The organism is Yersinia pekkanenii (genome assembly GCF_001152565.1).
In the GTDB taxonomy this organism is placed as follows: domain Bacteria; phylum Pseudomonadota; class Gammaproteobacteria; order Enterobacterales; family Enterobacteriaceae; genus Yersinia; species Yersinia pekkanenii.
In genome coordinates this window covers 77,655-99,229 of the sequence record NZ_CQAZ01000005.1, presented here as the reverse complement: position 1 = coordinate 99,229, position 21,575 = coordinate 77,655, and the positions used below count along the sequence as shown (strand labels likewise).

Here is a 21,575-nt window from a genome sequence, read left to right as displayed (position 1 = left end):
ATCGTCATGGAACCAAACACTGTTATTCCAAAATATAATGTCCGTGGCTTCGAGATTTGGGGCTTTCGTGATATGGCCCAGACGCTGGATCATCTGCTGAGCAGCGGTCCAGTGAAGACGGGCACCCTGGTGGCAATGAATGCTGAGAAGCTACTGAAAGCCGAAGATGATGCTGCGTTGCGTGAACTGATCACCGAGGCAGAATACCTGTATGCCGATGGCATCAGTATGGTGCGTGCTATTCGCCGTAAATATCCACAGGCGAAGCTATCAAGGGTTGCGGGAGCTGACCTGTGGGAAGCTATAATGCAACGCGCTGGGCAGCAAGGGACGCCGGTCTTTTTAGTTGGTGGCAAGCCTGATATTCTGGCCGAAACTGAAGCCAAGCTACGTGCGCAATGGAATGTGAATCTGGTGGGCAGCCAGGATGGCTATTTCACGCCAGATCAGCGTGAGGCGCTATTTGCCAGGATAGCAGCCAGTGGTGCCGCGATTGTCACTGTCGCCATGGGGTCGCCTAAACAAGAAATGTTTATGCGTGACTGTCGTAAATTTTACCCTGACGCGTTGTATATGGGGGTTGGCGGTACTTACGATGTCTTTACCGGCCATGTGAAGCGTGCACCAAAGATCTGGCAGAATATGGGGCTGGAGTGGCTTTATCGCCTGCTGGCGCAACCTAGCCGTATTCGTCGCCAATTCAAGCTGCTTAAATTTGTCGGTTATTATTACAGCGGTCGTCTGTAATCTGTTGTTAGAGCAGGGCCATCCCAAGCCCTGCTACTATAAAATCCCGCAGTCATTTCTCCCATCAATATCATTACTGCCTAATTCCCTTATGGAACCCATTTTATTATTTTTTTTCCATAAAGTTTTAATTTCTTGTTTGCTAATCTGGTTTAGATACGGAAGGATACGGGCCGGTTACGAGGGTATATTTATCATCGCCAGTTATTATTGGGCGGTTTGTCTACGCTTCACCTTATATAAATTAATGTACTAATAATTAGGCTGAACACCTTGGTTCGGTCGTTATATTTATTTGCTTAACATTTTATTTACTTAACAACAACCGGGGATCCGGCGCAGACACACACCCGTTAGTTTACAGAGGATATATGGCAGACAACGAAGAGACAAAAGGATTACACCGTGGGCTGGAAGCCAGGCATATCGAACTGATAGCGTTGGGCGGTACCATCGGTGTCGGGCTATTTATGGGATCGGCGAGCACATTGAAATGGGCCGGGCCTTCGGTATTGCTGGCTTACATTATTGCTGGCTTGTTTGTGTTTTTCATTATGCGTGCCATGGGCGAAATGCTCTATCTGGAACCCGTCGCCGGTTCTTTCGCGGTGTATGCACATAAATACCTCAGTCCCTATTTTGGCTATCTCACCGCCTGGGGCTATTGGTTTATGTGGATAGCGGTAGGAATATCTGAGATTACCGCGATTGGTGTTTATGTTCAGTTTTGGTTCCCGGGAATTCCCCAATGGTTACCCGCCATTGCTGGGGTCGCCATAGTGGCACTGGCTAATCTGGCGGCGGTAAGATTATATGGTGAACTGGAGTTCTGGTTCGCGATGATTAAGGTCACCACCATCATTGTGATGATTCTGGTGGGGCTGGGTGTGATCTTATTCGGTTTTGGCCATCACGGTCAGGCGATTGGTTTTGACAACCTGACGGCCCATGGTGGCTTCTTTGCCGGTGGCTGGAAAGGGTTCATGTTTGCGTTATGTATTGTGGTGGCATCCTATCAAGGCGTCGAGCTGGTGGGCATTACCGCAGGTGAGGCCAGAAACCCGCAGGTGACCTTGAAGCGTGCCATCAATAACATCTTATGGCGCATTCTTATTTTCTATGTTGGCGCGATCTTCGTCATTGTCACTATTTTCCCATGGAACGGTATTGGTACCACCGGTAGTCCGTTTGTCCTGACCTTTGCCAAAATAGGGATAGTTTCAGCGGCGGGTATTATTAACTTTGTGGTGCTGACTGCGGCGCTATCAGGTTGTAATAGTGGAATGTATAGCGGCGGGCGCATGTTGTATGCCTTGGCAAAAAATCGCCAGTTACCTGCTTGCTTAACGAAACTGTCTGCCAGTGGTGTCCCCGTTTATTGTATTGCTGTCACCATCCTATGTTTGCTGGTGGGTTCGAGCCTTAATTACATTATCCCGCATCCACAGCAGGTGTTCGTTTACGTATACAGTGCCAGCGTACTACCGGGTATGGTGCCGTGGTTTGTGGTCTTGGTGAGCCAACTGCGTTTCCGTCAGGTACATAAAGAAGCGTTGAAGCAGCATCCGTTTAAATCCATCCTGTTCCCCTATGTAAACTATCTCACTATTGCCTTTCTGATTTGTGTGTTGGTCGGAATGGGAATTAACCCGGAGACGCGTTTATCTTTGTTGGCTGGGGCTATTTTCCTTGGATTAGTCTCGGCATGCTATTTTGGCCTGAGAATGCATAAACAGGTACCGACTGAAACAAAACGCCTATAAAACCAGCGAATCGAGCGGGGGGAGGGCTATCAATGGCTGACTTTTGCAGCATAGTGTGCAAAGCGTAAGCAAACACACCATTTCTTCTAAGAAAGCACTAGACAGCCTGGTATTTAAATCGTAGTATCCTCACCCGAAACGGCGCTAAGCGCCCGTAGCTCAGCTGGATAGAGCGCTGCCCTCCGGAGGCAGAGGTCTCAGGTTCGAATCCTGTCGGGCGCACCATTAATTTTGTGTGCAAGAGCTGCGGTGGTAAGATTGCCGCGTACGACGAAGTAAGTTGTAAGAAGTTATGGTGGCTATAGCTCAGTTGGTAGAGCCCTGGATTGTGATTCCAGTTGTCGTGGGTTCGAGCCCCATTAGCCACCCCAAATTTTGTGGAACATGCGATGGTGGCGGAATTGGTAGACGCGCTAGCTTCAGGTGTTAGTGTTCTTACGGACGTGAGGGTTCAAGTCCCTCCCTTCGCACCACACAAAACATGTAGATTTTATTAAGATTTACATGGACATAGGTCGAAAGGCCATGTAGAGTAAGCAGTAAGAAATCGGCGAGTAGCGCAGCTTGGTAGCGCAACTGGTTTGGGACCAGTGGGTCGGAGGTTCGAATCCTCTCTCGCCGACCAATTTCAGAAGAAACCCCGCGATGCGGGGTTTTTTTTCGTCTGGATAATGCCACCTTTCTGTCATCCCCATCCCCATCTTCTATTTCTATAATTATCTCTCGCGGTTAGCCATCAGCCTTAGGCTGAGACTTGTTTATTTTACGCCTGAACCGTTGTTGGCACTCTTTGATCAAATTCTGCTGTTAGCATGGCTCGCGATACGATTTATCATGCCAGATAATAGGTTTTGGCTTTTTGCGACAAAAGGTGAATGCTTTGTCTCCCAATAGAGACATATAATCCAATGATAAATATGAAGAAAAAAAATGGCCGCTTATAACGTCGTTTTGTAGCGACAGATCACCCAGGTTGCATGAGGATTAATGTGACCGTGAAGCTGCATGGCATAATGGATGAGTGATAAAATAAAATTATTATTTATCAGTCAATTAAAAATATATTGAGGGCGGGTTGAATAAAATTATTGTCAGCCATCCGATTTGGCACGCTAAGTGCATTATCTATTACGTAGATGCTCATCTCACTTCTTATGACAGCCTGGCTTTATCGCCACTTCATAAACCCAGAGATGATGCAGAGCCAATTTTAGGGTGCCTATTGTCCATGTAAACGATGTTGAACATCTTCATCACATACCGGGCATAACGTTGAGTGAGGCACCGACATTATTGTCTGTAGACCTGAAAATTTTAGACGCNNNGTTTTTTTTTGCATACCCTTCGTCCTTGAAGCCGCAGGGGTGTTAGCTGCGCTCATTCACCCGAATCACTTACCGGTGTAAGCTCATCGGGATTTATTCGCTTGCTGCCTACCTGCAACTCCAATTACTTTGGGTATTCTTTACGACTTGAAGCCGCAGGGGTGTTAGCTGCGCTCATTCACCCGAATCACTTACCGGTGTAAGCTCATCGGGATTTATTCGCTTGCTGCCTACCTGCAGCTCCAATTACTTTGGCTATTCTTTACGACTTGAAGCCGCAGGGTGCCGAATCAGGAGCCTCTAGATTGCTGTTTGGCTAATGATCAGAGTGATTCCCCATTCTGCCGCAGGGCCAATAGTAGCCCCTCGTGGCGTGCCTGAGCGGCATCCTCAGGGCGATGTAGTTTATCCATAGCATCAGCCAGCCATGCGTAATCATAGCCGTCCGGACGCTGCGCCAGCGCGGCTTTAAAGGCTTCGCTGGCTTTCTCCCATTCACCGTGTTTCAGCATCAGTTGGCCAAGGGTACTATTGAGCAACGGTGTTGCGCCATGCTGTTTGATCTGCTGGCGCAGGGATTTCTCCAGCGGCTCTGGATTACCGGATTTCAGCCGTGGGATAAGCAGCACCAGACGCTCGTCGTATTGGCGCTTTAGCCCGTCGAGAATGATTTGCTGGGCTACATCACTATCATCACATTCAATGAGATGCTCTGCTAATGCGACTTGCAATGGGATCTCATTGCGTACTTTACGGCTTTGATCTTTCCACCAGCGTTTCAAACCCTCGCTGCCTTCTTCCGCCATACATTGATTCATCATGCCGATATAAGCTTGCTGCTCCAATGCGGCGATTTCTTCTGGCGTATGGACCTGCACTTTGCCCATCGCGGGTAAAATTTCCAGCAATGAACTGTAAGCACCGGTACGCAGGAAAGCCTGTTCAGCCAGACGCAGCACTTCTGGGTGACGTGGTGCTTGATCCAATAAACGATCCACTCCATGACGTGCCGCATGAGCATGACCCTGCGCCAATTGAATGCGCACTCGGGTAATATCTACTGGCAACTGATCTGTATCAGCAACTTCTGCTGCTCGTTCCAGATATTGATTGGTCCGGAACTCATCACCTCGCTGCTGCGCGGCTTCAGCCGCCAACAGGTAGTTCACCATCGGTTGCTCGGCGTGTAAGGCATTGCGGGTGAGCAACTTCTCAACTTGTTTGAAATCACCTTCAGCCAGTTTGATCAGCGCGGCCTTGGTCTGGTTACGGGCGCGAGTGCGTTTGCGGCCCATAAACCAGCCACGGGTGCGGGCTCCGGTACGGAAAATACGGCGCAGTATCCACTCAACGATCAGGAACGCCACCAATACCAATACCAACATAATAACCAGACCGGTCACACTGGTCTCAACGTTGTAGTTATCGGTTTGGATCAATACATAACCTTGGTGCCCAGCCAGCATTGGGCCAAGGACGATCCCGGCAGTCAGAATAAGGAATAACAGTAAAACTCGCAGCATACTTATTCCTCCTGGGCGGCAACGGGTGTTTGTGTCAGTAAGTTACGAACCCGGGTTTGCATCAATTTTTCTAGCATTGGCTGGCTCTTCAATTGATCAGGCACATCCATTGAGATTGACTGCTGACTCAGATCTTCCAGTTCATCCAGAAAAGCCTTGGTGCTTGGGTCATTCACATCAAAATAGGCACGAACCCAAGTGGAAATAGTCTCCAGCGACTGTTTATACACTTCATCCTGATGGCGAGGGACAGCTTGAGCGGCTACCAGCAGGCGGGAACGGATATTTTCGCGCAAGTAAACGTCCTGATTCGGTGCCAACAGTGGCTCGGCACTACTATCACGGCGGCGAATAGTAATGAAGTCAGACATAAAGCTGTGCCAGCTTTTGCTCAGATTCTGACGCCATTCGGATAATGAACTGGACAGCTCATCGCTATCGGCATCCATTGGCGAGTCATCGGTATTGTTATCCGCTAAACGCAGGTTATCCACTTGATTCGACAGTTGGTTCAGTTTGAGGATAATGCCGTCAAAATCCACCTGACTGACCGCCGAAAGGGTACTGATATCTTCAGTCAATGCGCGGCGTACATCTATAAGGCTGGGGTCATTCATATCAGCCAGACTGGCATCGGCACTTTTCAATAATGTGGCTGCGGTGGTGACATCCTGATCGCTCCACAATTTGCGTCCGGCCATTTTCACCAGAAAATCAGCTTGTGCCAGTAACCAGGTTTTGGCGTCGCTGCCTGAAATGGTGGCGACTTTTTCCTGCAACTCATTAAGTTGGCGCGTCAGCGACGTTTGTTGACGCTCTGCGGCTTCCAGTGCTTTGCCTTGCTGTTGCAATAATGACTCAAGTTGTTGTTTTCCCTGCAACTGACTCTGTTTCAATTCTGCCAATTGTTGTTGTAGCGCGATATTAGCCGCATCTTGTAACTGAGCCTGCCGGTGTCCGTGATAATAAAGCCCGGCACCCAGCGCGATGGCCAATGCAATAGCAATGGCGCCCAGAATTGGACCGGTTCGTTTCTCCCGGCGGCCTTCAGGCTCTGGCTGTTGGTGCCTCTCAACCGCAGTGGTTGTCTCTTCCACTGGTGCGGATGGGGTATTTTGTTCCGTCATATTGGGCATCCCATAGTCAGGTTTCAGGTTTATTGAAAGTCTTGTAGCGCGCGGATCAGCGCGTCGTTATCGGCATTCTCTGCCACCCGGATATCACTCCAGCCCATTTGGGCTGCCAGAGTAGCAATACGATCACTGACGACAATCAGACGGCAGCGCAGTAACCAAGAAGAACGATAGTAATCAGGAACTAAAGTATAGATCTGTTGTAACATTTCGCCGCTGGTTATCACCAGAATATCGACACCAGCACGTTGCCAGTGAGCACTTTGTTCACTGCCATCATAAAAGATCGGGCTGCGTTGATAACATTCGCAGAAGGTCACCGCCGCTCCCCGTTCTGCAAGGCTTTCACCGAGCAGCTCCCGCCCACCATTACCCCGTAATAATAGAGCCTTCTTACCGGCCAGTTTTTGCAATTCCGGTAATGATAACAGCATCTCGCTAGTCTCTCCCATTGGCGGGAAAGTGACATGCAAGCGGCTGACGGTATGCAGTGTTAACGCGGTGGTACGACCAATAGCATAATAAGATAACTGTGCCGGCCATAACAGGTTATTTCTTTTTAACAGTGGGTTAGCGTAACGCACTGCGTTCTGCGATAACGCAAAAACCAAGTCACCCGCCTGCATATCCTGGAGTAAAGCAGGCAGTTTGGACAGCTCATTGCCGGGAGAGAAATCAATCAATGGCGCATGATAGGCAACCCGGCCCAGTGCACGCAGGCGACTGACTAATTGCTCCCCAGCTGGAGAGGGACGGGTCACCAGAATCGTCATAGTGGTGGGTTACCCTGATCAACCTCGGCCAGTATTTCCCGTGCGCCACGGGAAAGCAGCTCTTCGGCCAGTTCAATCCCCATTTGCTCTGCATTGGCAGCAGGGCCACGGCGTTCGCCTCGCACTATCTCGCTACCATCTGGTGCACCCACTAAGGCGCGCAGCCATAACGTATCGCCTTCCAATTCAGCGTAGCTGCCAATCGGCACCTGACAACCCCCTTCAAGGCGAGTATTCATGGCGCGCTCTGCGAGCACCCGTAATTCGGTGTCACGATGATTCAGTGGTGCCAGCAATTGGCGGGTAAAATCATCATCCAGGCGGCACTCGATACCGACCGCGCCCTGACCGACAGCGGGTAACGACTCTTCTGCTGGCATGGCATAGCGGATCCGTGTTTCCAGCCCGAGGCGCTTAAGACCCGCGACGGCCAGAATAATCGCGTGATAATCGCCGTTATCCAGCTTGGCAAGGCGGGTACCGACGTTACCCCGCAAGTCACGGATAACCAGATCCGGCCGACGTTCGCGCAATTGGCACTGGCGGCGCAGGCTGGAGGTACCGACGATGCTGCCAGCAGGCAGGTCATCTACATGGGCATAATTTGCTGATATGAAGGCATCGCGCGGGTCATCACGTTCGCAAATGGTGACCAGGCCCAGACCTTCAGGGAAGGCGATCGGCACATCTTTCATGGAATGGACGGCGATATCGGCCCGACCATCCAGAATCGCCAGTTCTAATTCTTTGACGAACAAGCCCTTACCGCCCACTTTTGCCAGTGGCGTATCCAGAATGATGTCCCCACGGGTAACCATTGGCACCAATTCGACTTGCAGGCCGGGGTGATTGGCTTGCAGTAAATGTTGAACATAATGTGCTTGCCATAAGGCGAGCGGGCTTTGTCGCGTGGCAATTCGAATAATTTTGTCTAACATTGCTTGTTACCATTTTATATTTTGCGGCCCATCCTATCATTGACCGCTAAACACTGTCAGTGCGGTAACCACATGAAGCAGACGGATAAGAGCACAAGAAAGCAGCTATTGTAACAAATACATGACGGGATAACTTCTTCCTTGACGTCGCGGCATCGTTATCCCTCTGCCTGCCCGTAACGCCATGTAAGAAGAGTGTCGATAGACGTTACAATTTGTAGGGATAGCTTTACGGTCAATCGGCAAGGTGTTAGATTGATCACGTTTCCAGCAATAATTCGTTAGCTGTTATTCAAACAAAATGCCTTCAAACAAAATGTTTTTTGGTCAGTTCAACAAAAATTACATTTTTGGTGAAAGTCAAAAAAAGCAATAAACGAATCTGGAACACGGGTTTTTTTCTAAGCACCGGAACAATTCTAAGCACCGGAATAACCAGGCGAGACGTCTTGTACCTCTACATCGAGACACTGAAACAGCGACTGGATGCGATCAACCAATTACGAGTCGATCGCGCCTTGGCGGCCATGGGGCCAGCCTTCCAAAAGGTCTACAGTCTGCTACCGATCTTACTACATTATCATCATCCACTGATGCCGGGTTACCTTGATGGTAACGTTCCCCATGGTGTCTGTATCTTCACGCCAAATGAAACCCAACAACAGTACCTTGCTGAAGTCGAAGCCAAGTGCGGCGAACCTTTATCGCAGGGCATCGGCGGCGAACTGCCGATTACCGGGGTTTATTCAATGGGCAGTACCTCATCTATCGGCCAGTGTCACACATCAGATCTGGATGTTTGGGTGTGCCATCAAGCCTGGCTCGATTCTGAAGAACGCAACCGCCTGCAACAAAAATGTAGCCAGCTAGAAAAATGGGCTGCATCCATGGGTGTAGAAGTGAGCTTCTTCCTGATAGATGAAAACCGCTTCCGCCATAACGCCAGTGGCAGTCTGGGTGGCGAAGATTGCGGCTCCACTCAACATATTTTATTGCTGGATGAGTTTTACCGCAGTGCGGTTCGTCTGGCAGGGAAACGTATTCTGTGGAATATGGTTCCGATCGAAGAAGAGAACCATTACGACGATTACGTGCTGTCACTGTATGCGCAGGGCGTCTTAACACCGAACGAATGGCTGGATTTGGGCGGTCTGAGCACCCTGTCAGCGGAAGAGTATTTCGGGGCCAGTTTATGGCAATTGTATAAAAGTATTGATTCGCCTTATAAGGCGGTGCTGAAAACAGTCCTGCTCGAAGCCTATTCGTGGGAATATCCTAACTCCCAACTATTGGCGATGGAAATCAAACAGCGGCTGCATGCCGGTGAAATTGTGGCGTTTGGCCTTGATGCTTATTGCATGATGCTCGATCGCGTTACTCGCTATTTGACCCAAATCAATGACACCACCCGGTTGAATCTGGTGCGCCGTTGTTTCTATCTGAAAGTGTGTGAGAAATTATCTCGCACGCCCGCGAGCGCTGGCTGGCGGCGTGAAATCCTCAGCCAACTGGTCAGTGAATGGGGCTGGAGTGACGAAAACCTGGCGGTGCTGGATAACCGCGCCAACTGGAAAATTGAACGGGTGCGTGAAGCGCATGACGAGTTGTTGGACGCCATGATGCAAAGCTATCGTAATTTGATTCGCTTTGCGCGGCGCAATAACTTGAGTGTCAGCGCCAGCCCGCAAGATATCGGGGTTCTGACCCGTAAATTGTATGCGGCATTTGAAGCTTTGCCGGGCAAAGTGACACTGGTTAACCCGCAAATTTCACCCGACTTATCGGAAGAGCATCTGACCTTTATTCATGTTCCGGCAGGCCGTGCCAATCGCCCAGGCTGGTACTTGTATAACCAAGCGCCCTCGATGGAGGCTATTGTCAGCCATCAGCCATTGGAATATAACCGTTACCTGAACAAGCTGGTGTCTTGGGCCTATTTCAACGGCCTGTTAACCAGTAAGACGCGGTTGCATATTAAAAGTGCCAATTTGTGCGATACGGTGAAACTGCAAGAACTGGTGACGGATATCTCTCACCACTTCCCATTACGCCTGCCCGCGCCAACCCCTAAAGCGCTGTATAGCCCGTGTGAAATCCGCCACTTGGCGATTATCGTCAATCTGGAACATGACCCTACGGCGGCTTTCCGCAATCAGGTGGTGCATTTTGATTTCCGTAAACTGGATGTTTTCAGTTTTGGCGAACAGCAGCAATGCCTGGTCGGGAGCATCGATTTGCTGTACCGCAACTCATGGAATGAAGTGCGAACCCTGCATTTCAGTGGTGAGCAAGCAGTATTGGAAGCCCTGAAAACTATTTTAGGCAAAATGCATCAGGATGCGGCACCGCCAGAATCCGTGGATGTGTTCTGTTACAGCCAACATTTGCGTGGCTTGATTCGTACCCGAATTCAGCAGTTAGTTTCCGAGTGTATTGAATTGCGTTTATCCAGCACCCGCCAGGAACCGGGCCGTTTCAAAGCGGTGCGAGTTTCCGGGCAGACTTGGGGATTGTTCTTTGAGCGCTTAAGTGTCTCGGTTCAGAAATTGGAAAATGCGGTCGAATTCTATGGTGCGATTTCCAATAATAAGCTTCATGGGTTATCGATTCAGGTCGAAGCTGATCAAATTCATCTGCCACCGGTAGTCGATGGCTTTGCGAGCGAAGGGATCATTCAGTTTTTCTTCGAAGGCACCGCAGATGAGAAAGGCTTTAATATTTATATTTTGGATGAGTCAAACCGCGTCGAGGTTTATCACCATTGCGAGGGCAGTAAAGAGGAGTTGGTGCGGGATGTCAGCCGTTTCTATTCATCTTCCCACGACCGCTTTACCTACGGCTCCAGCTTTATCAACTTCAATTTGCCGCAATTCTACCAAATTGTGCAGTTAGATGGCCGGACTCAGGTGATTCCTTTCCGCAGCAATACGCTGTCTCAGCTGCATCTTGCTGATAAAGAAGCCTTTGCGCCAGCGCAGCAGTTCCATTAATTTTTTCTGGCAAATAATATCAAAATAAGGAACTGATTGGGTCAAATTACTGGCTTTTTAATATTTGCCAGATGACTAGCAATTTTTTCAGCCCCACTTGCGGTACAGAATATGGAGTTGGATGCGAAAATTTTTCCCTGAGTCAATGAACCTAATGCATATAAAGCAGCGTGATTATTTAGGCGATGAGTATCAGCATCTATACTTAAACCACCACTATCGTTAAGTCTAACAAGTTGGCTTTGATGCGTTTTTTGTATAAGGCTATCTCCGCTTACACTTTGAAGCCCAGTGGCATTAACTAAATAGTCATAACTCGGTGGTGTGATTTGAGCCATCTCTCGCTGTCCAATAAAAGAGAGTTGGCCTGCTTTGAATAAACTTCTTAAAATGAGTGCATTACGTAATGGGATTAAATGTATCATACGCCCTAACCATGGGTTTATCTTCGTATCGAACCCGCGCTTTGTCTCCTCAGAAAGTGCTGGCCAAATTTCATTTAGGCAGTCAACAGTGTCCATGAGCACTTTTTCCCATACATTACGATGGCTGAGGCAGAGCTGAATCTCTTTATTAAGTTGGCTATCCAGGGTGATTGGCGCTGAAGGGATAAATTCCTCTAAAGATATATTGATTTATATATTGTTCTAGCATTTTTATTAGATACAAAACTCTGGATTTATTATCAGCAGGCAGCCCTTTTATGCCTGAACGGTATTGCTGTAAAAAAGCATGATTGATAGTCGGTACGATATAATGGCGTACAGCAGGAAAAAAAGGTCTACGCGCATGAATACCAATCGCCCCCTTGTGCTTATTGGCGACCAAGTGAATTAAATTTTTGATATTGCTGAGGAAGATCTTTGAATTTGAGTCCAGTCGCTAAAATAACGGCATCGTAGCCAAAATACGCATTGCCAACCTTAATATATAAGTGATTATCTGAATCGATTATGACATTGTCGACATTAGCCTGGATAAAACGGGCTTGCTTAATGTGCTGAGTTGCTCTATTGAATTCATACTGAAAATAGTTCCTAACGATATAGCGTGGAACTACATCTCCTATGTCTAGATCGGGGTTGTAGTATTTATGTAGATATTCAAAGAAGTTGTTAGGTTTTTGTGGGTCGATATAACAGATTGCAATGCTGGTATTTAACAGCATGGCTTCTGAGTCAGTATCGAAGGCTCGTCCTCGAAATGGCTTCCCAGGATCATAAATATTGATACTGATATTATCAGTATTTAAATTATTGCAAATAGCAATGGCACAGTTCACTCCTGCGGGCCCTGAACCAATAATTCCAATATTCATTTTTTCACCTTAATCGATAATCTTTCGATTGGATTAATATTTTGTGAATAAATAGGGTGTTTACACCAATATGGTTTTTTAATTATTTTTATAAATATATTTTAGTTAAATATAGCCTTGTTTAATAAATGCATTAATTATTATGTCGTATATTTGCTGGAGGTCAATGTGAATAGTGTTTTTTATTGATAGTCAGTAGATGAATTGATATGTATTTATAATGCAATTATTTTTAATAGACAATTTATTATTAATAATCTTTATAATTAGATGCTGACCATAAATATTAAATCACCTTAAATAGGATTAATACCAGCCAGATTGCCTGACCGGTAGATAATTCTACAGTGGCAGGCTGTTACCAAAACTCACGTCTTCCCCGGCTTGAGCGGTCGCAGCTTCAGACAATTTACTAAAGAATTCTTCGCCGCTACGCGAGCAATACCAATGCCCTTCGCGGTAATCAAAATGATAACCGCCCGCTTTAGTCGCCAGCCATACCTGATGTAACGGTTCTTGGCGGTTGATAATAATCTTGCTGCCATTTTCGAAAGTTAGGGTCATCACCCCACCATTGGTTTCATAATCAATATCGCTATCGCCGCTAAAACCGTCCAGTGTCTCTTCGATGTAAAGCGTCAATTGATCCGCTAACTGATGAAACTCGCTGTCGTTCATATTCAATTCCTATTGCTTTTCATGATCCACCTGCGATTATAGAGACCTTGGGCGCATGAATTACAGGCATTAATGTGCTAAAACAATTTTCCGACGTTAAAACACGTTACAGGCGTTAAAAATGAAAAAAGAATTTTGTTGGCCGCTGGCGGCTATGATGGTGCTCGCGCTGGCCGGTTGTGGTCTGAAAGGCCCGTTATATTTCCCGCCATCAGACAAACCAAAAGTAGAAACCGCGCAACCGGATAGTGGTCAGGTAGAGAAAAACCAACAGGATCAGTCAGGGGCCAACCAGACAAAATCTATCGTCGGGCCGCTGTAATTACGTTTATCGCAGCCAGATTGAGTCAGTATTTAATTTGCCCGTGCCAAATTTGCCAGTACCGAATTTAGCCAGTAAATAAAAGTCAGCGGAGTTTGATATGCAGTTCTCCAAAATGCACGGTCTTGGTAACGACTTTATGGTTGTTGATGCGGTTACTCAAAATGTTTATTTTTCGCCAGAGTTGATCCGCCGATTAGCCGACCGGCACACTGGCGTGGGCTTTGATCAGTTGTTGGTAGTAGAGCCGCCTTACGATCCTGAGCTGGATTTTCACTACCGCATTTTTAATGCCGATGGCAGCGAAGTCTCTCAGTGTGGCAATGGCGCGCGCTGTTTTGCCCGTTTTGTGCGGCTGAAAGGGCTGACCAACAAACGCGATATCAGTGTCAGCACCCAAACGGGCCGCATGATATTGAGTGTGACTGAGCATGAACTGGTTTGCGTCAATATGGGCGAACCCAATTTTGATCCGCAAGCCGTCCCTTTCCGGGCGACTAAAGCGGAGAAAACTTATATTTTTCGCGCCGCTGAGCACACGGTATTATGTGGCGTGGTGTCGATGGGTAATCCTCATTGCGTGATGCAGGTTGACGATGTTTCGGTTGCCAATGTTGCCTTGCTCGGCCCAGTATTAGAAAGCCATGAGCGCTTCCCTGAACGGGCCAATATCGGTTTTATGCAGGTAGTCAGCCGCGAACACATTCGTTTACGGGTGTACGAACGCGGTGCCGGTGAAACCCAGGCTTGTGGTAGCGGGGCTTGTGCGGCGGTAGCGGTCGGCATCCAGCAAGAGTTATTGGCCGCAGAGGTTCATGTTGAACTGCCAGGCGGTAGTTTACAAATCAGTTGGAAAGGGCCAGGTCACCCGCTGTATATGACGGGGCCGGCTACTCATGTGTATGATGGCTTCATTCATCTATAGTATACCCGTCATACTTCAAGCTGCATGTGTGTTGGCCGCCTTCATGCAACTCGAATTATTTAGGGTATAAATATTTATTATGACGGGTGTGACATGAAAAGTTCTGAGGAGCAGGCGCTAGCGGGTATCGAGTTAGATGACGATGCCGTTATGCAGTATTTATTGCAAAATCCCGACTTCTTTATCCGCAATGCTCGTTTAGTTGAACAGATGCATATTCCCCATCCGGTGAGAGGCACGGTCTCGCTGGTGGAATGGCAGCTAGGGCGTCAGCGTAATCAGATAAGCCAGTTGGAAGAAGAAATCACCTTGCTGATGGAACAGGCGGGTTTGAATGAAGTGTTGTTCAATCGTTTGCTGCAATTACAGAGCAATCTGGCCGCCGCCAGCAGCTTACAAGATTTACTTAACCGTTTGCAGCGTTGGGGCAGAGATTTCGGCCTGGCCGGTGCTAATGTCCGTTTATTCAGCGACCGTTGGCATATCGGTGCGCCGTCTGACTTCACCCACCTGGCACTTTCCCGCCATGCTTTCGAACCGCTGCGTATTCAACGGCTGGGGAGTAATAACCACTATTTGGGTAGCCTGAATGGGTCGGAACTGCTGCTGCTCTTGCCTCAGGCTAAGCAGGTGGGTTCGGTGGCACTGTCAATGCTGGGTAAAGATGGCGGTTTGGGTGTCATTATCTTTAGCAGCCGAGATACACAGCATTATCAGCAAGGCATGGGTACCGTGATGCTGAATCAGCTATCACTGTTATTGCCAAGCCTGCTGGAGCGTTGGATAGAACCGGTATGACCGAATTCAGTGCCTCGCTGGCTCCACCGGTAGAGGCTTTCCTGCGGTATCTCAAAGTTGAGCGTCAGCTCAGTCCACTCACTATCACCAGTTATCGGCGCCAATTACAGGCGTTAATGGTGCTGGGTGAACAAATGGGCCTTGCGCATTGGCAGCGGCTTGATGCCGCTCAGGTGCGTTCCTTAGTTTCCCGCAGTAAACGCGCTGGTTTACACTCATCCAGCTTGGCTTTACGGCTCTCGGCTTTGCGCAGTTTCCTCGACTGGATGGTCGGTCAGGGGGGATTGCAGGCTAACCCCGCCAGAGGGGTTAGCACGCCACGTTCAGGTCGCCATTTGCCGAAAAACATTGATGTCGACGAAGTTGATAAACTGCTGGATATCGATCTGAATGATCCATTGGCGGTGCGTGACCGGGCGATGCTGGAGGTGATGTATGGTGCGGGTCTGCGTTTATCTGAACTGGTGGGGATGAACTGCAAACACGTCGATCTGGCCAGCGGTGAGGTTTGGGTGACGGGTAAGGGCAGCAAAGAGCGTAAAGTGCCGATCGGCAGAACCGCGGTCACCTGGTTAGAACATTGGCTAGCGTTGCGTGAATTGTTTGAACCGCAAGATGATGCCATCTTCCTGGCCAATACCGGTAAGCGAATTTCAGCGCGTAATGTGCAAAAACGCTTTGCGGAGTGGGGGATAAAACAGGGTGTCAGTAGTCATATTCATCCACATAAACTGCGCCACTCTTTCGCCACCCATATGCTGGAATCCAGCGGCGACCTGCGCGCGGTGCAAGAATTACTCGGCCACGCCAATCTGACTACCACACAAATTTATACCCATCTTGACTTTCAACATCTGGCAACAGTGTATGATGCTGCTCATCCACGGGCCAAACGAGGTAAATCCTGATGCATTTTTATCGTCCACTTGAGCGTATTTCCGCTATCACTTTCGATTTGGATGACACCCTGTACGACAATAGGCCGGTGATCACCCGTACTGAACAAGAGTCTGTGGCCTTTTTACAGCAGTACCACCCTAATTTGGCGCAGTTACAAGCCGTGGATTTTCAACGTTTCCGCAGTGAGTTACTGGTACAAGACCCCGACATCTATCACGATGTTACCCAGTGGCGCTGGCATGCGATTGAGCTGGGTTTGATACGTCATGGCCTGAGTAAATCAGCAGCGCAATGTGGGGCGGATGCGGCCATGGAACATTTTGCCCTATGGCGCAGCCGTATCTATGTGCCACAAGCCACCCATGACACGCTGAGTGCGCTGGCTGAGCATTACCCGCTGGTGGCTATCACCAACGGCAATGCCGATCCTAAAGCTTGTGGTTTGGGCCGCTATTTCCAGTTTGTACTGCGCTCAGGCACCCACGGCCGTGCCAAGCCGTTCCGCGATATGTACCATAAAGCGGCGAATCACCTGGATATCCCGCTGAAGCATATCCTACATGTTGGCGATGACCTGACGACCGATGTCGCCGGTTCGTTGCGTTGCGGCATGCAAGCGTGCTGGATTAACGACCGCGAACAAAACCTGATGACGGCCAGTGATAGCCGGTTATTGCCACATATTGAAATTTCACAGTTGGCTTCCCTGACCGCATTGTTATAATCTTGTGCAATAAATCTGTATAAATTCACAGTGGAATGGTGGCAAAATACCTGGGTAACCGGCGATTTTGCTATTTTCCCTTACCCGATAAACGGTGCCTATGGACGTTTCTGATCTGCTCGACAGCCTGAATGAAAAACAACGCGAAGCCGTGGCCGCGCCACGCTGCAACCTGTTGGTACTGGCCGGGGCAGGCAGTGGTAAAACCCGGGTGCTGGTTCATCGTATTGCCTGGTTGTTATCGGTAGAAAACGCCTCGCCATATTCGATTATCTCAGTGACGTTCACCAATAAAGCGGCGGCTGAAATGCGCCACCGCATTGAGCACCTGATTGGTACCAGTCAGGGCGGAATGTGGATTGGTACTTTCCACGGGCTGGCGCATCGCTTGCTACGCGCTCACCATATGGATGCTAATCTGCCGCAGGATTTCCAGATCCTCGACAGCGACGATCAACTGCGGTTACTGAAACGCCTCGTCAAGGCACTGAATTTAGACGAGAAGCAATGGCCGCCGCGTCAGGCAATGTGGTACATCAACGGCAAAAAAGATGAAGGGTTACGTCCACAGCATATTGAGAGCTACGGTAATCCGGTTGAAGCCACCTGGCTACGTATCTATCAGGCCTATCAGGAAGCCTGTGATCGCGCCGGTCTGGTGGATTTTGCCGAGCTATTGTTACGCGCGCATGAACTGTGGCTAAATAAACCGCATATCCTCAAACATTATCGCGAACGCTTTACCAATATTTTGGTGGATGAGTTCCAGGATACCAATAACATCCAGTATGCCTGGATCCGTCTACTGGCGGGCGAACACGCCAATGTGATGATCGTCGGCGATGACGATCAGTCAATTTATGGTTGGCGTGGGGCGCAGGTCGAGAATATCCAGCGTTTTCTGACCGACTTTCCCGGTGCTAAAACCATCCGGCTGGAACAAAATTACCGCTCTACCAGCAATATCCTGACGGCGGCTAATGCCCTGATTGCCCATAATGAGGGTCGCATGGGGAAGAACCTGTGGACGGACGGTATCGAAGGTGAGCCAATTTCACTCTATTGTGCCTTTAACGAGCTGGATGAAGCCCGCTTTGTGGTTAACCGCATTAAAGCCTGGCAGGACAACGGCGGTGCACTCAATGATTGCGCCATCTTGTATCGCAGCAATGCCCAATCCCGCGTATTGGAAGAAGCCTTATTGCAGACTGCAATGCCGTATCGCATTTATGGTGGTCAGCGCTTCTTCGAACGTCAGGAAATTAAAGACGCATTGGCTTATCTACGGTTGATCTCCAATCGCAATGATGATGCTGCCTTTGAGCGGGTGGTCAATACGCCCACCCGTGGTATCGGCGATCGCACGTTAGATGTGGTGCGACAAACTGCCCGTGACCGTCAGTTAACCTTATGGCAATCAACGCGTATTCTGTTGCAGGAACAAGTGCTGGCAGGCCGCGCCGCTTCTGCGCTGCAACGTTTTGTTGAGCTGGTGGACTCTCTGGCGCATGAAACCGCGGATATGCCATTGCATGTGCAAGCTGACCGCGTGATCCGCGATTCCGGTTTGTGGTCGATGTACCAACAGGAAAAAGGCGAGAAAGGTCAGGCGCGCATTGAAAACCTTGAAGAATTGGTCAATGCGACCCGTCAATACAGTTATCAGGATGAAGATCAGGATTTAATGCCGCTACAGGCATTTCTCTCTCATGCGGCGCTAGAGGCCGGAGAGGGGCAGGCTGATGCCTATCAGGATGCGGTGCAATTAATGACCCTCCATTCAGCGAAAGGCTTGGAGTTCCCACAAGTATTCATCGTGGGCATGGAAGAAGGCATGTTCCCAAGCCAGATGTCACTGGATGAAGGTGGGCGTTTGGAAGAGGAACGGCGACTGGCCTATGTCGGTGTCACCCGTGCGATGCAGAAACTGACGCTTTGTTACGCCGAGAGCCGCCGCCTGTACGGCAAAGAAGTGAATCACCGACCTTCGCGTTTTATCGGCGAATTACCGCAGGAATGTGTTGAGGAAGTTCGGCTGCGTGCCACGGTCTCCCGTCCGGTTAATCACCGCCGAATGGGCACGCCAATGAGCGAGAATGACAGTGGTTTCTCATTGGGTCAGCGGGTGCGTCATCCTAAATTTGGTGAAGGCACGGTAGTGAATTTGGAAGGCAGCGGTGAACACAGTCGGTTGCAGATTGCTTTCCCCGGTGACGGGATTAAGTGGCTGGTAGCGGCTTACGCCCGATTAGAAGCTGTATAAATAGACCCTGCGGCCTTGACGCCGCAGCGGTGTTAGCGGCTCTCACTTACCCGAATCACTTACTGCCGTTGACCTCAACATAAATAAGCTCATCGGGATGCGTTCATTTGCTGCCTTGCTGCAATATCAATGACTTTGGGTAAGCTCTGCGGCTTTAGCGACTCTCGCCCTTATCTTGAGCCGCCACTTTTGCATCGGTTTCCGCTTGTAGCAAAATGGCTTTGCCCATCCACTGCGTCACATCCTGAATACCAGCATCATCCAAATGCCAAATATCTTTCAGCACCATAAAAACTTCTGAGCCATAAATTAACGAAAAGGCATGGATCACCCGTTGCAGGTCTTCTGGTGGCAAGGTTCCTTCCAGTGGCTCGACGGCCAGCTTTAACAGTCGTTTACGGTTACCACGGACTAACTTCTCTTCATTGTTGGGATTATTACGGTGCTCCGCCCATTGCTGTAATGACAGATGCAGCGCCGCGCGTAGCACGCCTTCATGTTGCAACATGCGTGGATAAGCAAAAGAGAGCAATTCGGCAATACGCTGGCGCGCATCTGGTTGGGTCGGTTGCCATGCCAATATCGGGCCGAGGCTTTCATCGACCATGGCAGAGACCAATGCACTCTGCGTTGGGAAATAACGGTAAGCCGTCGCCCGGGAAAGTTGGGCGGCGTTTGCGACTTCGGTTATCGACGGAAATGCGCCTTGCTCATACATCGACATGGCGGTGTCGATCAGTAACCGCCGGGTTCTGGCCCTGATGGGGGTTAACGATGGAGGAGAGCGTTCCTGTTTATCCTGATTATTCACGGTCACTCCATGGTCTACAGAAAGTATTGGTACTCACTATAACAAACCGGCTGCACAAATCTCTATCAATGCATTTCACCCACGGATTAAATTTGAGGCGGCAGTCTCATATTCAAGTCATGCCCTTTGCAAAAATGAAACCCTAGTCTCAATATGGTTCTATCTTAACCAATTCGCTTCGTTATTCGGCGCTAAGCAAAAAGTTAATGCCCAATAATAACGACGTGAGCTGCTTAAATTTTTGTGACATTCCGCATTTATAGAAGGATGTTCAGATGCCCCGTCATATTTTTATCGCGACTACGACAGATACCAAAGGCGAAGAGCTGGCGTATGTCAGTGAATTGATTAAAGCAACCGGCCTGACCACGGTGACGGTTGATTTATCGACCAAAGAAGGTCAGCACGCCGGCGGCGCTGATATTGCGGCCGAAACGGTGGCGAGCCATCATCCTGATGGGCGTCAGGCCGTCTTTTGTGGTGATAGAGGGCGGGCGATAAGTGCGATGGCGGTGGCTTTTGAGCGTTTTATTGCCAGCCGTGATGATGTGGCAGCCCTATTAGGGTTGGGCGGGTCCGGTGGTACGGCGCTGATAACTCCCGCCATGCAAAGTTTACCTATCGGTATTCCTAAACTGATGGTGTCAACCATGGCTTCTGGTGATGTTTCCGGTTACATCGGTGCCAGTGATATCGCCATGATGTATTCGGTCACGGATATCGCCGGGCTTAACCGTATTTCTCACCGTGTATTGAGCAACGCGGCTCATCAAATCGCCGGTGCGGTTTACTTTGCTCAACAAGAAGCCATCGCGACGGATGACAAACCGGCACTGGGCTTGACCATGTTTGGTGTCACTACCCCCTGTATTCAGGCGGTTAGTGCAGAATTATCGGCAGAATATGACTGTCTGGTGTTCCATGCCACCGGCAGTGGCGGTAAAGCAATGGAAAAACTGGCCGAAAGCGGCTTACTGGCAGGGGCACTTGATCTGACCACCACCGAGATCTGCGACCTGTTATTTGACGGAGTATTAGCCTGCGGGCCAGAACGCTTCGATGCCATTGCTCACAGCCAGATCCCTTTCGTCGGTTCCTGTGGTGCCTTGGATATGGTCAACTTTGGTAGTCCGGCAACCATTCCGGCTAAATATGCCGATCGCCTGTTCTATAAGCACAATGCGCAGGTCACGCTAATGCGCACCACTGAACAAGAGAATATCTTGATGGCGCGCTGGATTGGCGAGAAGCTCAATCGCTGCGAAGGTGAAGTCCGGTTCTTAATTCCTGAGGGCGGGTTCTCGGCTCTGGATGCACCGGGGCAGCCATTCTGGGACGAAAAAGCACTGAAAGCCTTTATCCAGTCGCTGGAAGAAACCGTGATCCAAACCAATAAACGCCGCTTGGTACATTATCCATTCAATATCAATGACCCACAGTTTGCCCAGGCAGCGGTTGAAAACTTTAAAGAAATAGCCAAGAGCCCATCCCATCACACCCTAAATAATTCAAGTTGCAGGAAGGCGGCAACTGAGTAAATCCCCAGGAGCTTACACGAGTCAGTGACTGGGGTGAGCGAAGGCAGCCAACGCACATGCAGTTTGAAGTATGGCGGGTTTAGGGCCATTTTATTCGTGGAGAAGT

At 49.3% G+C, this 21,575-nt stretch carries 18 protein-coding genes and 4 tRNA genes; 14 read left to right on the top strand and 8 right to left on the bottom strand.

Features of this window, described 5'->3' with window-relative positions; translation table 11 throughout:
• The first annotated feature begins 6 nt into the window (after positions 1-6).
• The 6 genes from wecG (at position 7) to AEP37_RS03930 (ending at position 3,135) form a co-directional block, all read left to right on the top strand.
• Positions 7-747: a lipopolysaccharide N-acetylmannosaminouronosyltransferase gene (wecG, locus tag AEP37_RS03955; RefSeq protein ID WP_049610205.1), complete on the top strand. Its 741-nt coding sequence runs from the start codon at positions 7-9 to the stop codon at positions 745-747.
• 371 nt (positions 748-1,118) lie between these two features.
• Positions 1,119-2,510, top strand: coding sequence for a bifunctional threonine/serine APC transporter ThrP (gene thrP, locus AEP37_RS03950; RefSeq protein WP_049610202.1), 1,392 nt, complete (start codon positions 1,119-1,121; stop codon positions 2,508-2,510).
• A gap of 148 nt (positions 2,511-2,658) precedes the next feature.
• Positions 2,659-2,735: transfer RNA gene (locus tag AEP37_RS03945), tRNA-Arg, on the top strand.
• A gap of 70 nt (positions 2,736-2,805) precedes the next feature.
• A tRNA-His gene (locus tag AEP37_RS03940) sits at positions 2,806-2,881 on the top strand.
• A gap of 15 nt (positions 2,882-2,896) precedes the next feature.
• A tRNA-Leu gene (locus tag AEP37_RS03935) sits at positions 2,897-2,983 on the top strand.
• A 75-nt stretch (positions 2,984-3,058) separates the two neighbouring features.
• Positions 3,059-3,135: transfer RNA gene (locus AEP37_RS03930), tRNA-Pro, on the top strand.
• Between the two features lie 1,023 nt (positions 3,136-4,158).
• On the opposite strand, the gene hemY is transcribed toward AEP37_RS03930, so the two are convergent.
• From hemY to hemC, 4 genes are read right to left on the bottom strand one after another with little or no spacing between them, the layout of a single operon-like run.
• A complete protein-coding gene (gene hemY / locus AEP37_RS03925; protein WP_049610199.1) occupies positions 4,159-5,358 on the bottom strand; it encodes a protoheme IX biogenesis protein HemY in 1,200 nt (399 codons plus the stop codon).
• A 2-nt stretch (positions 5,359-5,360) separates the two neighbouring features.
• Positions 5,361-6,485, bottom strand: coding sequence for a uroporphyrinogen-III C-methyltransferase (gene hemX, locus AEP37_RS03920; protein WP_049610196.1), 1,125 nt, complete (start codon positions 6,483-6,485; stop codon positions 5,361-5,363).
• Between the two features lie 29 nt (positions 6,486-6,514).
• Positions 6,515-7,264, bottom strand: a complete 750-nt coding sequence (hemD, locus tag AEP37_RS03915; protein WP_049610193.1) for a uroporphyrinogen-III synthase — start codon at positions 7,262-7,264, stop codon at positions 6,515-6,517.
• The gene (gene hemC, locus AEP37_RS03910) at positions 7,261-8,202 is read right to left on the bottom strand and encodes a hydroxymethylbilane synthase (protein ID WP_049610190.1); all 942 of its coding nucleotides are present in this window, start codon (positions 8,200-8,202) and stop codon (positions 7,261-7,263) included. Before hemC ends, hemD begins: the two co-directional genes overlap by 4 nt.
• Before the next feature lie 449 nt (positions 8,203-8,651).
• Here hemC and AEP37_RS03905 point away from each other — a divergent pair, with 449 nt between their 5' ends.
• Complete coding sequence (locus AEP37_RS03905; protein WP_049610188.1) at positions 8,652-11,192, top strand: class I adenylate cyclase; 2,541 nt, start codon at positions 8,652-8,654, stop codon at positions 11,190-11,192.
• 41 nt (positions 11,193-11,233) lie between these two features.
• Here AEP37_RS03905 and AEP37_RS03900 read toward each other — a convergent pair whose 3' ends face one another.
• From AEP37_RS03900 to cyaY, 3 genes are all read right to left on the bottom strand, one after another.
• Positions 11,234-11,713, bottom strand: coding sequence for a hypothetical protein (locus AEP37_RS03900; RefSeq protein ID WP_049610185.1), 480 nt, complete (start codon positions 11,711-11,713; stop codon positions 11,234-11,236).
• Positions 11,714-12,006: 293 nt separating this feature from the next.
• Positions 12,007-12,510 (bottom strand): FAD/NAD(P)-binding protein, encoded by a 504-nt coding sequence (locus tag AEP37_RS03895; RefSeq protein WP_049610183.1) that lies wholly within the window; start codon positions 12,508-12,510, stop codon positions 12,007-12,009.
• A 342-nt stretch (positions 12,511-12,852) separates the two neighbouring features.
• Positions 12,853-13,188: an iron donor protein CyaY gene (gene cyaY, locus AEP37_RS03890; RefSeq protein WP_049610180.1), complete on the bottom strand. Its 336-nt coding sequence runs from the start codon at positions 13,186-13,188 to the stop codon at positions 12,853-12,855.
• Positions 13,189-13,309: 121 nt separating this feature from the next.
• Between cyaY and lptM the strand changes: the two genes are divergently transcribed.
• The 6 genes from lptM (at position 13,310) to uvrD (ending at position 19,120) form a co-directional block, all read left to right on the top strand.
• Positions 13,310-13,510, top strand: a complete 201-nt coding sequence (gene lptM / locus AEP37_RS03885) for an LPS translocon maturation chaperone LptM (RefSeq protein ID WP_049610172.1) — start codon at positions 13,310-13,312, stop codon at positions 13,508-13,510.
• 100 nt (positions 13,511-13,610) lie between these two features.
• On the top strand, positions 13,611-14,435 hold the full coding sequence (gene dapF / locus AEP37_RS03880; protein ID WP_049610169.1) for a diaminopimelate epimerase: 825 nt from the start codon (positions 13,611-13,613) through the stop codon (positions 14,433-14,435).
• 93 nt (positions 14,436-14,528) lie between these two features.
• On the top strand, positions 14,529-15,233 hold the full coding sequence (locus AEP37_RS03875) for a DUF484 domain-containing protein (protein WP_049610166.1): 705 nt from the start codon (positions 14,529-14,531) through the stop codon (positions 15,231-15,233).
• The gene (gene xerC / locus AEP37_RS03870; protein WP_049610163.1) at positions 15,230-16,141 is read left to right on the top strand and encodes a tyrosine recombinase XerC; all 912 of its coding nucleotides are present in this window, start codon (positions 15,230-15,232) and stop codon (positions 16,139-16,141) included. Before AEP37_RS03875 ends, xerC begins: the two co-directional genes overlap by 4 nt.
• Positions 16,141-16,857 (top strand): 5-amino-6-(5-phospho-D-ribitylamino)uracil phosphatase YigB, encoded by a 717-nt coding sequence (yigB, locus tag AEP37_RS03865; protein WP_049610160.1) that lies wholly within the window; start codon positions 16,141-16,143, stop codon positions 16,855-16,857. Before xerC ends, yigB begins: the two co-directional genes overlap by 1 nt.
• Positions 16,858-16,957: 100 nt before the next feature.
• Positions 16,958-19,120 carry a DNA helicase II gene (gene uvrD, locus AEP37_RS03860; protein WP_049610157.1) on the top strand — a complete coding sequence of 721 codons (2,163 nt, stop codon included), beginning with the start codon at positions 16,958-16,960 and terminating at the stop codon, positions 19,118-19,120.
• Between the two features lie 154 nt (positions 19,121-19,274).
• On the opposite strand, the gene AEP37_RS03855 is transcribed toward uvrD, so the two are convergent.
• On the bottom strand, positions 19,275-19,931 hold the full coding sequence (locus AEP37_RS03855) for a TetR/AcrR family transcriptional regulator (RefSeq protein WP_049610153.1): 657 nt from the start codon (positions 19,929-19,931) through the stop codon (positions 19,275-19,277).
• A 275-nt stretch (positions 19,932-20,206) separates the two neighbouring features.
• On the opposite strand from AEP37_RS03855, the gene AEP37_RS03850 reads away from it, so the two are divergent.
• Entirely contained in the window at positions 20,207-21,469 is a 1,263-nt protein-coding gene (locus AEP37_RS03850) for a Tm-1-like ATP-binding domain-containing protein (RefSeq protein ID WP_049610150.1), read from the top strand.
• Positions 21,470-21,575 lie beyond the last annotated feature (106 nt).

Coding starts and splice junctions, on each gene's coding strand:
- yigB (WP_049610160.1), top strand. CDS start 16,141: ATGCATTTTTATCGTCCACTTGAGCGTATTTCCGCTATCACTTTCGAT.
- AEP37_RS03850 (WP_049610150.1), top strand. CDS start 20,207: ATGCCCCGTCATATTTTTATCGCGACTACGACAGATACCAAAGGCGAA.
- wecG (WP_049610205.1), top strand. CDS start 7: ATGGAACCAAACACTGTTATTCCAAAATATAATGTCCGTGGCTTCGAG.
- cyaY (WP_049610180.1), bottom strand. CDS start 13,188: ATGAACGACAGCGAGTTTCATCAGTTAGCGGATCAATTGACGCTTTAC.
- AEP37_RS03900 (WP_049610185.1), bottom strand. CDS start 11,713: ATGGACACTGTTGACTGCCTAAATGAAATTTGGCCAGCACTTTCTGAG.
- hemY (WP_049610199.1), bottom strand. CDS start 5,358: ATGCTGCGAGTTTTACTGTTATTCCTTATTCTGACTGCCGGGATCGTC.
- uvrD (WP_049610157.1), top strand. CDS start 16,958: ATGGACGTTTCTGATCTGCTCGACAGCCTGAATGAAAAACAACGCGAA.
- AEP37_RS03895 (WP_049610183.1), bottom strand. CDS start 12,510: ATGAATATTGGAATTATTGGTTCAGGGCCCGCAGGAGTGAACTGTGCC.
- hemX (WP_049610196.1), bottom strand. CDS start 6,485: ATGACGGAACAAAATACCCCATCCGCACCAGTGGAAGAGACAACCACT.
- hemD (WP_049610193.1), bottom strand. CDS start 7,264: ATGACGATTCTGGTGACCCGTCCCTCTCCAGCTGGGGAGCAATTAGTC.
- xerC (WP_049610163.1), top strand. CDS start 15,230: ATGACCGAATTCAGTGCCTCGCTGGCTCCACCGGTAGAGGCTTTCCTG.
- dapF (WP_049610169.1), top strand. CDS start 13,611: ATGCAGTTCTCCAAAATGCACGGTCTTGGTAACGACTTTATGGTTGTT.
- thrP (WP_049610202.1), top strand. CDS start 1,119: ATGGCAGACAACGAAGAGACAAAAGGATTACACCGTGGGCTGGAAGCC.
- lptM (WP_049610172.1), top strand. CDS start 13,310: ATGAAAAAAGAATTTTGTTGGCCGCTGGCGGCTATGATGGTGCTCGCG.
- AEP37_RS03875 (WP_049610166.1), top strand. CDS start 14,529: ATGAAAAGTTCTGAGGAGCAGGCGCTAGCGGGTATCGAGTTAGATGAC.
- hemC (WP_049610190.1), bottom strand. CDS start 8,202: ATGTTAGACAAAATTATTCGAATTGCCACGCGACAAAGCCCGCTCGCC.